This window comes from Streptomyces sp. NPDC057617 (genome assembly GCF_042800555.1).
Taxonomy (GTDB): domain Bacteria; phylum Actinomycetota; class Actinomycetes; order Streptomycetales; family Streptomycetaceae; genus Streptomyces.
In genome coordinates, this window is sequence record NZ_JBHVGV010000005.1 from 365,465 (window position 1) to 380,669 (window position 15,205).

A 15,205-nucleotide genomic window follows, 5' to 3' on the forward strand; every position below is an offset into this window, starting at 1 on the left:
GATGCGCTCCTGGGCCGCGTTGCTCCGGGGCGGCCTCGCGGTCAACTCAGGTCGGACATGCGGTCAACTCAGGTCAGACATGTCGAGTACGAAACGGTAGCGGACGTCGTTGCGTCCGAGCCGGTCGAGGGCCTCGTTCACACGCGCCGAGGGGAGCAGTTCGATATCGGCGGTGACGCCGTGCTCGGCGCAGAACTCCAGCATGGCGGCGGTCGCGGGCGTGCCGCCGCTGCCCGCGGAGCTGAGTTTCTTGCGCCCCAGGAGCAGGTCCATGGTCTCCACGGTGACGGGGCCGAGGTGCCCGAGGTGGCTGAGCGTGCCGTCCATGGCGACCAGGCGCAGATACGGGCCGAGGTCGTGCGGGGCGGAGATGGTGTCGATGACGACGTCGAACCGGTCACGGGCCGCGGCCATCTGTTCCGGGTCCGTGGAGACGACGAGGCCGTGGGCGCCGAGACGACGGGCGTCGTCGGCCTTGCCGGGTGAGCGGCTGATGACCGAGGTGTCGGCGCCGAGCGCCACGGCGATCTTGACCGCCAGATGCCCCAGGCCGCCCAGTCCGGCCACGGCGACGCGGCTGTGGGGGCCCACGCCCAGGGTGTGCAGGGGCTCCCAGACAGTGATCCCGGCACAGAGCAGGGGAGCGGCGGCGGCCGGGTCCAGACCGGCGGGAAGTGGGTACGCGAACCGGTCACGGACGACGTACTCGCGGGAGTAGCCCCCCAAGGTGGTCGATCCGTCGTGGCGGTCGGTGCCGCCGTAGGTCAGGGTCGGGAAGGTGTGGCAGAAGTTCTCCTGGCCGGCCACGCACATGGCGCACTCGCCGCATGAATCGACGATGTTGCCGACGGCCACGGGGTCGCCGGCGGAGAAGCGGGTGACCGCGGGCCCGGTCTCGGTCACCACGCCAGTGAACTCGTGCCCCGGTACCAAGGCACGGCTTTCTCCGCCGTTGTGACTGTCGTGACCGTTGCCGCCGTCGTGGCGGCGGACGGCGTGCAGATCGGTGTGGCAGACGCCGCAGTAGTCCACCCGTATCGCGAGGTCGTCGGGGCGCAGGTCGCGCCGCTTCAGCGCCGTGCGTCGCAGCGTCGCTGTCGCGCCGTCCGCCTGCCAGCCAGTTGTGGTCCGCACAGAACATCTCCTCAGACTGTTAAACAGACTGTTCGGTCTGCCTCACAGTAGACGCATCTGCCCCGCCGGGCAAACCAACTGTTCTGTTTGGCAGCTGGGCCGCATGTTGGTAGCGTGACGGCATGGCTGAGCTGCCCCTGAACCCGCGTGGAGCGGCGACGTACCGGCGCATCCTCGATGCGGCGACCCAGGAGTTCGCCGAGCACGGGATCGCCGGGGCACGCATCGAGCGGATCGTGGCCGCCGCACGCACCAACAAGGCGCAGCTCTACGCGTACTTCGGCAACAAGGAAGGGCTCTTCGACGCCATCTTCTTCGCTTCGCTGGAGCGGATCGTGAACGTCGTCCCGATCAACGCCACCGACCTCGCGGACTGGGCCGTACGCCTGTACGACGAATACCTCCGCCGTCCCGAACTCATCCGGCTGGCCACCTGGGTACGCCTGGAGCGCCGCCCGTCCGGCCACCTGGTGGAGAGCCGCGACCGCCGCGACGACCGCAAACTGCGCGCCATCGCCGAAGCCCAGGCCGCCGGCCTGGTGCGCCAGGGCGACCCGTTCGACGTGATGACCATGGTCATCGCCATGTCCATGGCCTGGTCCCCGGTCAGCAACGTCTACGCGGCAACCGCCGATGAGCCTCCCGAGGTGCACGAGCAACGCCGAGCCCTGCTGCGCGAGAGCGTCCGCCGCGCGGTGGCGGCCGATTGAGCTGGAGGGTCCGCCCGGCCGGCGGTCCGTCGATACCGCCGCAAGCGTGAGTGACACCGCAGGTCGGAGGGGGTCCCGTCTCAGATAGTAGGAAGTCCGAGTAAATATAGAGACAGGGCGGCGCCGCTCGCTTAGCTTGGAATGAGCCGAACGTCTCGCTCCATCCAGCGAATGGCGGACGCGGGCACCGCCCCTGGCAGGCAACCCCTGCGGCGTACGCCCCCCGCCCCACCCGGCGCCTCGTAGATGCATCCCGTGACCCCACCGCGTGGTTCAGCTATCTCAAGGAGTCGATCACCATGGCCGAGACGACCGTCCGCCGCGTCCGCCACACCTCCCGTACGAGCGAATCCGACCGCAAGAACGCCGCGGCCGCCCTCCAGCGCGCCCTCGACCGCCGCGACAACGGCGGCGCGACGGGCCACTGACGCCGTTGCTTCGGCGGGCTGCGCCGGCCCCGAGCCTCCGCATCCACTGACCCGCCTGCCGCATCAGTCCAGAGCCTGGACCTGTTGATGTGGTGTGCACAGGACGTGGATGAACGCCTCCGCGGTTGTGCGGACGTCTCTGTCGTCGATGATCTCGGGCAGCAGCGAGACGGCCCGGTCGGATCCGGTTCTGCGCGGTTCCGGGGGTCTGCAGGGCGTGGGCGACCGCGGCCGTCACACGGCGCGTGCGGAGATCGGACGCGAGGCCGTCCGCGGACTGATCCACGGGTTCGAGGAGGTCCGACAGGTCGTCGGAGGGGGCTCCGGTCGCGTCGACCCACCGGAAGTGGTACTTGGCCACTTCTCACGGATCCGCCTACTCAGGTCGAGCTGAGCACATGTGCTCATGCCCGGCGCATCCCGCGCCGCGAGCATGGTCGCAGCGGCGCAGCCGAGAGCGCCGATCTCATCCATCTGAGACAGTTGCGGAGAACCTCTAATGTCCCGACGTATCGCTTTGGCCGTAGCCGCCGGTGTCGTCGTCCTCGGAGGCGCCGGAGCCTTCGCCATCGCCTATGCCGGGGAGCAGCCCCCCGCCTTGGCGCACAGCACCGCCCGCTATATCGCTCCCGACGGCGACCGCGACGGCTCGTTCACCTTCACCACCGACGTCACGGCGTCCTCCGGCGTCAAGAGCTTGAAGGTCCTGGCCTGGCCGGCTGACTCCGCCTTCGCCCAGCAGGAGCTGACCGCCAAGGACATGGCCGCTGCGGAGTCGGCCACCTGCGAGCCCGCCCGCGAAGACACTACGCGCTGCGTCTACACGATCGCGGTGCCCGGCGCCGAGGCCGAGTCTTCCCCTCACGGTCCCTGGCATGTCGCTGTCCTCGCCACCGCCGAGGACGGCACGACCACCCTGGCCACAAAGGCGGCGCGCTTCACCGTCAAGTAACCGGGCATTCAACCCTCCCGGGGCACTGAGAGGCGCCCCAAGAGACCCATCGGACAAGGCCCTAGCCAGGCTTGATGCCGGAGAGTTGTACGAGCAGCAGGATCAGCCGGTAGGCCTCGGCGATGTCGGTGGCGGTGAAGGCGATCGTACGGCCGCTGTCGGCGCGTGAGACGCCTGGTACGAGTGTCGCCAGATCAACCATGTACGGCCCGGAAAGGTCGACCTCGACGTCCAGCGGTCCGGCGATGGTCAGCGGCGAGACGAGGGCACGTTGCGTGATGGCTTCCGCCGCCGCTTGGCGCAGGCGCTCCCGGGCTTCTTCGGGGTGCAGGGCGATGGCGGCGGCCTGGCCGAGGGCCTGTTTGACCGCGACGGTGAGCGCGGACGGGACCAGATCAGTCAGTTCGGCGCAGGCGCTGTCGTCGCCGCTGAGCAGCACGACCGGTACGCCCAAGTACCCGGCCATGGCCGCGTTCAGACCGATCTCACCCAAGGAACGTCCGGCCACGCGCACATCGAGGATGCTGTCGCTCATGGTGTGCGCCAGCACGGCGGGCCCGCCGCCGGCGCGGGCGTGGTAGCCGATGAACATGGCGGCGTCGGTGTGTTCGTCGAGCCCGCCGAGCATGCCCAGCGGGCGCGGTTTGCCGCGTACCAGGCGTGCCCGTCGGTCGAGTTCCTCCGGCAGCAGGTTACGGAAAGGCCCGTGTGCGTCGGCGACAAGGACTGCGGCGGTGGGTTCGGCCTCCAGGACGCCGGCGATCACGGCGTTCGCCTCGGCCGTCATCAACGCCCGGCCGCGCTCGTAGTCGTAGCGATCCGGATTCGTCTCGGTGGGATGCACGATCCCCGAGATGCCCTCCATGTCAACAGAGATCAGCACGTTCATGGGTCAGGGAGTCTACGTGCCGTGCTCACCGCGCCAGGGCGCGGTAGTGGCACTGGTACTTGGGCCTGTTGGCCGGCCGACTGTGGCGCTGCGGGAGCGGCACGGCGTTTCCGCAGCGCCACCAGCCTGCTCAGGGGACGACGTCGAGGACGTTCATCTGCAGGCCGTTGGCGTACGCGGCCGGCACCAAGATCCGGCGCCCGGGTCGCATCCGTCCCTACCGGGTCACCCTGAAGTGGTCCACCCTCGCGCCCGATTCGGCCAGGGCCGTGACCTCCAGCTTCGGTCGGGTCCCAGCCGTCACCTCCACCGCCAGGAACGAGAAGCCCGTGTAGCGGACCCGGGACCACTCGACCGTCTCCGAGGTCTTGGTGCCGTCCTCGGTCCAGTGGTACGAGGAGACGCTCTCGACCTCGGACGCATTGCCCTCGTAACTGTCCGGGGCCGGGAAGCTGTACAGCGCCTTGCCCGCGCCACCTGCCGTGACGTACACGATGCCGTCCCGTACGGAGTCCACGCTCGCGCCGATGTCGACGCGGCGGCGGACCGTACCCGACCTGAGCGCGTCGGTGCGTTCGTAGACGTGGTTGTGGCCGTTGATGACCAGGTCGACGCCGTGTTTGTCGAAGAGGGGGACCCAGGCCTCGCGTACGCCGCCGTCCGAGGCGTGTGCGTTGGTCGTCGAGAAGGCGCAGTGGTGGAAGAAGACCACGATGAAATCGATGTCCCGGTCCGCGCGCAGGGCGGCGAGGCGGCGGTCCAGCCAGTGGGTCTGGGTGCCGTCCGTGTAGCCGGTGTTGGCGCGGATCTCGTGGGAGACATCGTTGGCGTCCAGGGCGACCACGCCCACGTTGCCGTACGTGAACGAGTACACGCCCGGCGACTTCACCGGGTCGAGGCCGCCGCCCGGCAGGGTCCAGCGGGCGTTCTGGCCGCCGTAGCCGTCGGGGGAGTACCACGCCTCCATGTCGTGATTGCCGGTGGTCACCATCCAGGGCACCCGAGAGGCCACCGTCTCGGTCTGCGCCAGGAACTGGTCCCAGACCCGCGCGTCATACGTGTCGGACGAGTCGCCCTGCCCGCTGCTGTCCGCGTAGCAGATGTCGCCCGCGTGCAGATGGAAGGCCGGGTTCTGACCGAGGATCACCTGGTCGTTGGCGAGCGCGTCGTACGAGACGCCCTGGTCGCCGAAGGCGGTGAAGACGAAGGCATCGGTACGGGCCGCGGCCGGTGCGGTACGGAAGGTCGAGACCGTGGTCAGATGGCGCGGGTCGGCCGGGTCGAAGCCCTCGTGGCCCACGCCGTAGTAGTACGTCGTGCCCGGGCGCAGCCGTTCCAGCGGCACATGAAGGTAGTACTGGTCCACCGCGGGCAGCTCGTCCGTCAGCGACGGCGTGTGCAGCGGCCGTACCTCCGCCTCGATCTTCCGGCTCAGCTCCCAGGGCTTCAGCCCCACGCGCACGAACGGCTTCCGCACCGGGAACGGCACCTGCCACGAGACCGTCATCTGTGTCTTCGGGTCCGCGCCGAAGGCGAGATGCCGGCCGAACGGGGCCACCAACGATCCGTCCACCCGGGCAGCAGCCGATGAAGGCAGGAACACAGGGCCCGCGACCGGCGCCGCGCTCGAACCCAGCAGCCCCGCCCCCGCCACCGTACCCACCGCGACCGACCCCGCCCGCAGCAGACCGCGCCGACCGAAGCCGGCCCCGGAGCCCCCGCCCGTACCCCCGAAGCGACCACGCCCGATCCGCCCGCGCAGATACTCGTGCTGTTCCGCCATGCTCATCCGGGAGGCGAGACCGTCGGGGATCCCGACGCGAGGGGTATCCATGGACAGAATGTGACACCGGAGAGTGGCCCACGGGTGGACCCTCGGCGTACACGCGGCGAACGAAACGCGGCCTGTCCACTAAGTGGACGCGCCATGTCATGGGCTGGGACGCGGAGTAGGGTGCCGTCATGTCTCGCAGCCTCAATCTCGCAGTGATCCCCGGTGACGGCATCGGTCAGGAGGTCGTGGCCCAGGGCCTCAAGGTCCTGCGTTCCGTCCTGCCCCAGGATGTGAAGCTGGAGACCAAGGAGTACGACCTCGGCGCCGGCCGCTGGCACCGTACCGGGGAGACCCTCCCGGACTCGGAGCTGGAGGCCCTCAAGAGCCATGACGCGATCCTGCTCGGCGCGATCGGCGACCCGTCCGTGCCGTCCGGTGTCCTGGAGCGCGGGCTGCTGCTCAAGCTGCGCTTCGCCTTCGACCACTATGTGAATCTCCGCCCGTCCAAGCTCTACCCGCATACGGCCACTCCGCTGGCGGGCAGCCCGGACATCGACTTCGTCGTCGTACGGGAAGGGACGGAGGGCCCGTACACGGGCAACGGAGGTTCCCTGCGCACCGGTACGCCCGCCGAGGTGGCCACCGAAGTGAGCGTCAATACGGCCTACGGCGTGGAGCGGGTGGTCCGTGACGCGTACGCGCGGGCCGACGCCCGTCCGCGCAAGAAGCTGACGCTGGTCCACAAGAACAACGTCCTCGTCTACGCCGGCCACCTCTGGAAGAACATCTTCGACCGCGTCGGCCGCGAGTACCCCGAAGTCACCACCGACTATCTGCATGTCGACGCCGCGACGATCTTCTTCGTCAGCCAGCCCCAGCGCTTCGACGTGATCGTCACCGACAACCTCTTCGGTGACATCCTCACCGACCTGGCCGCGGCCGTGACCGGCGGCATCGGCCTGGCCGCGTCCGCGAACATCAACCCGGACCGTACGTTCCCGTCCATGTTCGAGCCGGTCCACGGCTCGGCGCCGGACATCGCGGGCCAGGGCAAGGCCGACCCCACCGCCACGGTCCTCTCCGTCGCCCTGCTGCTGCGCCACCTGGGCTTCGACGCCGAGGCCGGCCGGATCGAGGAGGCCGTCGTGGCCGATCTCGCCGGCCGGGACACCCCGGCGGCGGCTGCCCGTACCACCGACGAGATCGGCGACGCGCTCGCCGTACGCGTAGCGAGCTGACCCGTCGACTCCTTACAGCCGCCGGGTCTTCGTAACCCGGCGGCTGTGCTGTGCGGCCACCGGGCACCACCGATCCGGCGGGTAGTACGACCATCCAGCCCCGGGCCGCATCCACCCCGTTCGTCCGCTGTGTTCCTACGCCGCGGCGCCCGCGCGATAATCTGCGTGGGCCGCGGCATACGGTAATGCTCGGACGTCCTAGCACAAGCAGTGGCGTGAGGCGGTCCGGCACATACAACCGGTGAAGGACGAGTATTCATGACCACGCCCACGATCGAGCTGAAGCCCTCCTCGCATCCGCTGTCCGCCGCCGAGCGGGAGGCGATCCTGGCCAACCCGGGATTCGGCCGCCACTTCACCGATCACATGGTGACGATCAAGTGGACGGAGGGCAGGGGCTGGCACGACGCGCAGCTCGTGCCGTACGCGCCGCTCTCGATCGACCCGGCCAATATGGCGCTGCACTACGCGCAGGAGATCTTCGAGGGGCTCAAGGCCTACCGCCGCCCCGACGGTACGGTCGCCACCTTCCGGCCCGAGGCCAACGCCGAGCGCTTCCGGCGCTCCGCCCGCCGGCTCGCCATGCCCGAGCTGCCGGTCGAGACGTTCATCGCCGCGTGCGACGCGCTCGTCCAGCAGGACAAGGCATGGGTGCCCGCGCACGGCGGTGAGGAGTCGCTCTATCTGCGGCCGTTCATGTTCGCCAACGAGACCGGCCTCGGGGTGCGCCCGGCGAACGAGTATCTCTTCCTGGTCATCGCCTCCCCGGCCGGTGCCTACTTCCCCGGCGGGGTGAAGCCCGTCTCGGTCTGGCTCTCGGAGAACTACGTCCGGGCCGTCCCCGGCGGCATGGGCTTCGCCAAGACCGGCGGCAACTACGCGGCGTCCCTGCTCGCGCAGGCCGAGGCGGCCGAGAAGGGCTGCGAGCAGGTGGTCTGGCTGGACGCGCTGGAGCACCGCTGGGTCGAGGAGATGGGCGGGATGAACCTGTACTTCGTGTACGGGGACCGCATCGTCACCCCCGAGCTGACCGGGTCGCTGCTCGCGGGCATCACCCGTGACTCGCTGCTCACCGTGGCGCGCGACCTCGGCTACACCTCCGAGGAGGGCCGGATCTCCACCGACGACTGGCGCCGCGACACCGAGAACGGCACCCTCACCGAGGTCTTCGCCTGCGGTACGGCCGCGGTGATCACCCCGGTCGGCCTGGTCAAGTCGGCGGCCGGCGAGTGGACCCAGTCGGGCGGCGAGCCGGGCAAGGTCACCATGGAGCTGCGGACGGCGCTGCTCGACATCCAGCGGGGTGTGGTGCCCGACACCCACGGCTGGATGCACGACCTCGGCTGATCCGGTCCGTACACTCACGCGGGCCCGCCCCGACCGGGGACGGGCCCGCGCTGCCGTACCGCCCCGGCCCGGTCCCGTGTGGCCGTACCACTCCCGAACTGCGGCGGAGCGGGCCGCGACCGTATAGTGAGACGGTTCAGCCCAGTCACGGAAGACATGCAAAAATCGCCCCGTGCTCTCGCTCGCCATGATTATCGGCAGCAAGCGCGCCGGTCCGCAGTGACCGCCCCGTACCACCATGTACGGCGCGGGCACCGTGCCTCAGACCCGCGCGCAGACCTCTCGCACCCGCGAGAGGTTTTTTCGTTTTCCGGCCCCACCCCGGCGGAAGGCGGACGGCGCGCGACGATGGGGGCAAGTGGAGCCAGACCATCCACTCGACAGGAGCAACCCATCATGACCAATCGGTCCACGGAGAGCGACGACAGTTTCCATGTCTTCGACACGACGCTCCGCGACGGCGCACAGCGCGAAGGCATCAATCTGACGGTCGCCGACAAGCTGGCCATCGCCCGGTACCTGGACGAGTTCGGCGTGGGCTTCATCGAGGGCGGCTGGCCCGGCGCCAATCCGCGCGACACCGAGTTCTTCGCCCGCGCCCGGCAGGAGATCGAGTTCCGGCACGCTCAGCTCGTCGCCTTCGGCGCCACGCGCCGGCCGGGAGCGAAGGCGGCGGAGGACCCGCAGGTCAGGGCGCTGGTCGAGTCGGGCGCCCCGGTGGTCACGCTGGTCGCCAAATCGCATGACCGCCATGTCGAGCTGGCCCTGCGCACCACCCTCGACGAGAACGTGGAGATGATCCGCGACACCGTCTCGTACCTGTGCGAACGGGGCCGCCGGGTCTTCGTCGACTGCGAGCACTTCTTCGACGGCTACCGCGCCAACCCCGAGTACGCCAAGGCCGTCGTACGGACCGCCGCCGAGGCCGGCGCCGATGTGGTGATCCTCTGTGACACCAATGGCGGCATGCTGCCCGCGCAGATCCAGGCCGTCGTCTCCACCGTGCTCGCCGACACCGGGGCCAGGATCGGTATCCACGCCCAGGACGACACGGGCTGCGCCGTCGCCAACACCCTCGCCGCCGTCGACGCGGGCGCCACGCATGTGCAGTGCACGGCCAACGGGTACGGGGAGCGCGTCGGCAACGCCAATCTCTTCCCGGTCGTCGCCGCCCTGGAGCTGAAGTACGGCAAGCGGGTCCTGCCCGCGGGCGCGCTCGCCGAGATGACCCGGATCTCGCACGCCATCGCCGAGGTCGTCAATCTGGCGCCCTCCACCCACCAGCCGTACGTCGGGGTCTCGGCCTTCGCCCACAAGGCCGGGCTGCACGCCTCCGCGATCAAGGTCGACCCGGATCTGTACCAGCACATCACGCCCGAGCTGGTCGGCAACAGCATGCGCACCCTCGTCTCCGACATGGCAGGACGCGCCTCCATCGAGCTGAAGGGCAAGGAACTCGGTATCGACCTCGGCGGCGACCGCGATCTGGTCGGCCGGGTCGTCGGCCGGGTCAAGGAGCGCGAGCTGAGGGGCTATACGTACGAGGCGGCCGACGCCTCCTTCGAACTGCTGCTGCGCGAGGAGGCGGAGGGCAGGCCCCGTAACTACTTCCGTACGGAGTCCTGGCGGGCGATCGTCGAGGACAGGCCCGACGGTACGCACGCCAATGAGGCCACTGTGAAGCTCTGGGCCAAGGGCGAGCGGATCGTCGCGACCGCCGAGGGGAACGGTCCTGTCAACGCGCTGGACCGGGCGATGCGGGTGGGCCTGGAGCAGATCTATCCGCAGCTCGCCAAGCTGGAGCTGGTGGACTACAAGGTCCGGATCCTGGAGGGCCGGCACGGCACCGAGTCCACCACCAGGGTGCTGGTCACCACCTCGGACGGCACCGGCGACTGGGCCACGGTGGGGGTCGCCGAGAATGTGATCGCGGCTTCCTGGCAGGCGCTGGAGGACGCGTACACCTACGGACTGCTGAGGGCCGGGGTCGAACCGGCGGAGTAGATACCCCGCCGGTCCGGCCCCGGCCCTGTGTCCTGCCAAGAGGCCTCAGCCCTGGAGCCGCCACTTCTGGTTGGCGGCTCCGGTGCAGGTCCAGATCTGCGTACCGGTTCCGTTCGCCGAGGTATTGCCCGTCACATCGAGGCACTTGTCGGCCGGGACATTGACCAGATCGGCCGAGCCCGACTCGTATCTCCACTGCTGTGCCCCCGACCCGTTGCAGTCGTAGAGCTGCACCTTCGCCCCGTTGGCCGTCGAGGCCGCGGCCACGTCCAGGCACTTGCCCAGGGCCTGGACCGAACCGTCGGCCTTGAGGGTCCAGCGCTGGGCGGTGGAGGTGTTGCAGTCGTAGATCTGCACGGCCGTGCCATTGGCGTTGGAACCGCCCGCCACGTCCAGGCACTTGCCGCCGAGCCCGACCAGCGTGCCGCTGCGGTCCGAGCCGCCGGCCTGGGTGCCCGCCCAGGTGAAGGTGGCCGAGGTCTTGCCGGGCAGCGAGTAGGTGAAGTTCTGCCCGCCCCAGTTGACCCGTACCTGCTGGGCGCCGGTGCCGTCGTTGTACGCGATGAGCGCCTTGGAGCCGTCCGGGTTGCGCCAGGCCACATTGGAGACCGTGGTGCTGGCCGTGGAGGCGATGCGCTGCGCGCCCGGCTTCACGAACTTGGTGAGGTGGCCCATCGTGTAGTACTCGATGGTGTAGTCGACCTGGCCGTGCCGGCTGTCACCGTTGTGGACCGTGATCAGACCGTCGCAGGTGCCGCAGCCGCCGTTGTGCGGGCCGCGGTTCTGGTCCACCGCCAGGGACCACTTGGTCACCGACTTCGCCCAGTGGCGGGTGTAGTCGATGATGTTCGACATGTCCTCGCGCTGCTGGTTGGCGATCCAGGTGCCGCCGGAGTGCTCGGTCTGGAAGGCGTCCATCTGCGGGTACTGGTTGTGCACATCCGTCTGCTTCTGGATGTTGCCGCCGTAGCCGTGCCAGGCGACCCCGCCGAAGTTGGGGTGGTTGCGGACCGCCGCGTCATTGACGGTCTCCGCCGCGTACGCGTCGTACGTGTCCCAGTTCCAGTCGTGCGCGAGGACCTTGGTGGAGAGCCCGGCGCCCTGGAGCTTCGGCAGCAGCTCGCTCTTGGTGAAGTACGCCAGACCCGAGCCGTTCCAGCTCATCGAGGGGTAGCCGCCGCAGCAGGTCGGCTCGTTCTGCGCCGAGACGTAGTCGACCGGTATGCCGTTGTCGCGGTAGGCCTGGAGGTACTTGACGAAGTAGTCGGCGTACGTGCCGTAGTTCTCCGCCTTCAGCCAGCCGCCGTTGAGCTGCCCGCTGTCCTTCATCCAGGCCGGCGCCGTCCACGGCGAGGCCATCGTCGACAGGGCCGGATTGAGCTGCTTGGCCTGCTTGGTGAGCGGCAGTACGTCCTGGAGGTCATGGGCGATCGAGAACCGCGACAGCGTCGGGTCGGTCTGACCGGCCGGCAGATCGTTGTACGTGTAGCCGAAGCGGGCGAGGTCGGAACCGCCCATCGGGTTGCGGATGAAGGAGAGCCCGATGCCCTCGGTGGGCGAGAACAGCTTCCGCATCGTGTCGTCACGGGTCGCCTGGGAGAGCGCCCCGCTGCCCTTCATCAGCCAGGCCGCGGTGTCCGTGAAGGAGGCGCCGCCGCCGGTGAAGGTCTGGTAGCGGGTGCCCTCGTCGACGGTGATATTGGTGCCGCTGCCGCCGTTGCCCGCCTGGAAGGTGACGGGGGTCTGCTGCTGGAGGCCGCGGGTGACATGCCGTCCGGCCGCGTCGTCGGTGGTGGTCAGCCAGATATTGACCTGCTCGCCCGCGGCCTGGGCCGTACCGGCGGAGAGGCCGGTGAGCCCGGCGGTGGCCAGGGCTCCGGCGAGGAGAACCCGTGCCAGGCGTCGCCCGGTGCCTGTTCGCCCGGTGCCTGTCGATCTCGACATAAGACTGCTGCCCTTCTCGGCAGAGGTGTGGGGGGTGGTGCGGTGGGGCGGTGCGTGCGCTGTCGCTCCCTGCGGCGTGAGTGAACTGCTGTTACGAACTCCCGTCAAGGGTCCGCGTCTTCACAAGCCGAACGCATAACTCCCTTGACCTGCTACTGGCCTGGTACGTAACAAAGGTGCGGACCAATCTCGACGTGAAGTATTGACGACTGTGTTGCGCGCCGGTTAACTCACGGGCCAACGCCGGTACCGGTTCCGGAAGCGGTTGCGGTACCGGTCCCAACACCTCGACGCGGAGGCCCCGATGCGTGTCACGATCGCCGACGTCGCCCGCCAGGCAGGCGTCAGCAAGACGACCGTGTCCCGGGTGATCAATACCAAGGGGGAGGTCGACCGCACCACGGCGGCCCGGGTGCGCGCCGTGATCGACCGACTCGGTTACGTACCCAGCTCCGGCGCCGTCGGCCTGGCCCGCGGCAGCAGCCGTACGGTCGGGATGCTGGTTCCCTCGCTGACCTGGCCGTGGATGGGCGAGGTCCTCCAGGGAGTCGTCGACACCATCGAGGCGGCCGGCTACGGCCTGCTGCTCTTCACCTGCAACCGCGGCGCCGAGTCGGTGGAGCACTTCACCACGCAGGTCTCGGCCCGCGCCTTCGACGGACTCCTCGTCGTCGAACCGGAGAACACCCTCGACACCATCATCGGCCTGCACCGCAAGGGCCTGCCCGTCGTCCTGATCGACGACCGCGGCAGCCACCCCGAGGACTTCCCGTCCGTCGTGACCACCAATCGCGAGGGAGGGGCGTCCGCCGCCCGCCATCTTGTGGCCGACGGGCGCCGCAGGCCGCTGGTCATCACCGGCCCGGCGCACTTCGGCTGTGTACGGGACCGGCTCGCCGGGTTCCGCGAGGTGCTGCCGACGGATCTGGTCGTGGTGGGGGACTTCACCGAGCTGTCGGGACGGCTCGCGGTGGAGAAACTCCTCGCCGGACAGGTCGAGTTCGACGCGGTCTTCGCGCACAACGACATCAGCGCGGCCGGCGCGCTGCGGGCCCTGCGGGCCGCCGGGCGCGGAGTGCCCGACGACATCGCGGTGGTCGGCTTCGACAATCTCCCGATGGCCCGGCACACCGAGCCGCCGCTGACGACGGTCCGTCAGCCCGCCCGCGAGATGGGCGAGACGGCCGCGTCGATGCTGCTCGGGCATCTCGGCGGGCAGTCCGCGCCGGACGAACCGGCGGTCCTGCCCACGGAACTGATCGTACGGAAGTCGGCCCCGTAACCCCGGAGATCGCCCCGTAACCCTCAGGAGAGCCATGAACGCCACCACCCCCCAGGCGCTCGTACGACCCGCCGTGGCGGTCCCCGGAATGCCGGCCGGCTTCCGCTGGGGCGTCGCCACCTCCGCCTACCAGATCGAGGGCGCGGCTGCCGAGGACGGCAGGACCCCCTCGATCTGGGACACCTTCTGCCGGGTTCCGGGCGCCGTCGTACGGGGTGAGCACGGCGATGTGGCGTGCGACCACTACCACCGCATGCCCGAGGACGTGGAGCTGATCGCCGGTCTCGGCGTCGACACGTACCGCTTCTCGCTCGCCTGGCCGCGGATCCAGCCGGGCGGCCGGGGCCCCGCCAACGCCAAGGGGCTGGACTTCTACAAGCGGCTGATCGACGAACTGGACCGCAGGAACGTCACCCCCTGGATCACGCTCTACCACTGGGACCTGCCCCAGGAGCTGGAGGACGCGGGCGGCTGGCCGGCCCGCGACACCGCGTACCGCTTCGCCGACTACGCGATGCTGGCGTACGAGGCACTCGGCGACCGGGTCGCCCACTGGACCACGCTGAACGAGCCGTGGTGCTCCGCGATGCTCGGTTACGACGCGGGTGTGCACGCCCCAGGCCGCCGGAACTTCGGCGACGCCCTGCACGCCGTACACCATCTGCTCCTCGGCCACGGCCTGGCGTCCTCGCGCATCCGCGAGGCGGCCGGCAGCACTCGCCCGCTCGAACTCGGCATCACCCTCAACCTCGGCACCGCCACCCCCGAGACCGACAGCGCGGCCGACCGTGAGGCCTGCCGCCGCGCCGACGGAATGGGCCGGCGGCTCTATCTCGACCCGCTCGTGCACGGCCGCTACCCCGAGGACGTGCTCGCCGATCTGGCCCTGCACGGGGTCGAACTCCCCGTACAGGAAGGCGACTTGGCGGCCATCTCCACCCCGCTGGACGTCCTCGGGGTCAACTTCTACCGGGGCGCCCTCTTCTCCGGCACCACTGAGGACGGCGCGACGGCGGACGCGGACGGGCTGCCCGTCACCCGGAGCGTCCCGCGCGATCTGCCCCGTACCGCCATGGACTGGGAGATCACCCCGGGCGAACTCACCGAACTGCTCCTGGGCCTCCAGCACGACTACGGCGTACCGACCGTGATCACCGAGAACGGCGCCGCCTTCGACGACCTCGTCGCCGCCGACGGCTCCGTCCCCGACGCCGACCGCACCGCGTATCTCGCCGACCACATCGCGGCGGTCGCCGAGGCGCGGGAGCGGGGAGCGGATGTACGCGGCTACTTCGCGTGGTCGCTGATGGACAACTTCGAGTGGGCGTACGGCTACGACAAGCGCTTCGGCATCGTCCGCGTCGACTACGCCACCCAGGCCAGGACCCTCAAGGACAGCGCGAAGTGGTACCGCGACACGATCCGCCTCACGCGGGACGCCACGCGGTAGCACGCCGTACCGCCGCACCCCAGTACCGCCGCACCGCCGCACGTCAGCACCCC

At 69.6% G+C, this 15,205-nt stretch carries 12 protein-coding genes; 8 read left to right on the top strand and 4 right to left on the bottom strand.

The window, feature by feature from the left end:
- Positions 1-63: 63 nt before the first annotated feature.
- Positions 64-1,134, bottom strand: coding sequence for an NAD(P)-dependent alcohol dehydrogenase (locus ACFU9P_RS15510; protein WP_384080697.1), 1,071 nt, complete (start codon positions 1,132-1,134; stop codon positions 64-66).
- A 122-nt stretch (positions 1,135-1,256) separates the two neighbouring features.
- On the opposite strand from ACFU9P_RS15510, the gene ACFU9P_RS15515 reads away from it, so the two are divergent.
- From ACFU9P_RS15515 to ACFU9P_RS15525, 3 genes are all read left to right on the top strand, one after another.
- The gene (locus ACFU9P_RS15515) at positions 1,257-1,844 is read left to right on the top strand and encodes a TetR family transcriptional regulator (RefSeq protein WP_384080700.1); all 588 of its coding nucleotides are present in this window, start codon (positions 1,257-1,259) and stop codon (positions 1,842-1,844) included.
- A 299-nt stretch (positions 1,845-2,143) separates the two neighbouring features.
- Positions 2,144-2,272, top strand: coding sequence for a hypothetical protein (locus tag ACFU9P_RS15520; protein WP_106409672.1), 129 nt, complete (start codon positions 2,144-2,146; stop codon positions 2,270-2,272).
- Positions 2,273-2,771: 499 nt separating this feature from the next.
- The gene (locus tag ACFU9P_RS15525) at positions 2,772-3,224 is read left to right on the top strand and encodes a DUF5707 domain-containing protein (protein WP_376371483.1); all 453 of its coding nucleotides are present in this window, start codon (positions 2,772-2,774) and stop codon (positions 3,222-3,224) included.
- 61 nt (positions 3,225-3,285) lie between these two features.
- On the opposite strand, the gene ACFU9P_RS15530 is transcribed toward ACFU9P_RS15525, so the two are convergent.
- Both ACFU9P_RS15530 and ACFU9P_RS15535 read right to left on the bottom strand, forming a co-directional pair.
- On the bottom strand, positions 3,286-4,113 hold the full coding sequence (locus ACFU9P_RS15530) for a M55 family metallopeptidase (RefSeq protein ID WP_384080704.1): 828 nt from the start codon (positions 4,111-4,113) through the stop codon (positions 3,286-3,288).
- Positions 4,114-4,330: 217 nt separating this feature from the next.
- Positions 4,331-5,947, bottom strand: coding sequence for a purple acid phosphatase family protein (locus ACFU9P_RS15535; protein ID WP_384080706.1), 1,617 nt, complete (start codon positions 5,945-5,947; stop codon positions 4,331-4,333).
- A gap of 128 nt (positions 5,948-6,075) precedes the next feature.
- On the opposite strand from ACFU9P_RS15535, the gene ACFU9P_RS15540 reads away from it, so the two are divergent.
- The 3 genes from ACFU9P_RS15540 (at position 6,076) to cimA (ending at position 10,476) form a co-directional block, all read left to right on the top strand.
- Complete coding sequence (locus ACFU9P_RS15540) at positions 6,076-7,125, top strand: 3-isopropylmalate dehydrogenase (RefSeq protein ID WP_384080709.1); 1,050 nt, start codon at positions 6,076-6,078, stop codon at positions 7,123-7,125.
- A gap of 258 nt (positions 7,126-7,383) precedes the next feature.
- On the top strand, positions 7,384-8,472 hold the full coding sequence (locus ACFU9P_RS15545; protein WP_384080712.1) for a branched-chain amino acid aminotransferase: 1,089 nt from the start codon (positions 7,384-7,386) through the stop codon (positions 8,470-8,472).
- A gap of 396 nt (positions 8,473-8,868) precedes the next feature.
- Positions 8,869-10,476 (top strand): citramalate synthase, encoded by a 1,608-nt coding sequence (gene cimA, locus ACFU9P_RS15550; RefSeq protein ID WP_384080715.1) that lies wholly within the window; start codon positions 8,869-8,871, stop codon positions 10,474-10,476.
- A 45-nt stretch (positions 10,477-10,521) separates the two neighbouring features.
- Here the strand turns inward: cimA and ACFU9P_RS15555 are convergent, their stop codons facing one another.
- The gene (locus ACFU9P_RS15555) at positions 10,522-12,420 is read right to left on the bottom strand and encodes a ricin-type beta-trefoil lectin domain protein (protein ID WP_376371468.1); all 1,899 of its coding nucleotides are present in this window, start codon (positions 12,418-12,420) and stop codon (positions 10,522-10,524) included.
- Between the two features lie 304 nt (positions 12,421-12,724).
- On the opposite strand from ACFU9P_RS15555, the gene ACFU9P_RS15560 reads away from it, so the two are divergent.
- Both ACFU9P_RS15560 and ACFU9P_RS15565 read left to right on the top strand, forming a co-directional pair.
- The gene (locus ACFU9P_RS15560; protein WP_376371465.1) at positions 12,725-13,702 is read left to right on the top strand and encodes a LacI family DNA-binding transcriptional regulator; all 978 of its coding nucleotides are present in this window, start codon (positions 12,725-12,727) and stop codon (positions 13,700-13,702) included.
- Between the two features lie 34 nt (positions 13,703-13,736).
- The gene (locus tag ACFU9P_RS15565; RefSeq protein ID WP_384080719.1) at positions 13,737-15,152 is read left to right on the top strand and encodes a GH1 family beta-glucosidase; all 1,416 of its coding nucleotides are present in this window, start codon (positions 13,737-13,739) and stop codon (positions 15,150-15,152) included.
- Positions 15,153-15,205: the final 53 nt, after the last annotated feature.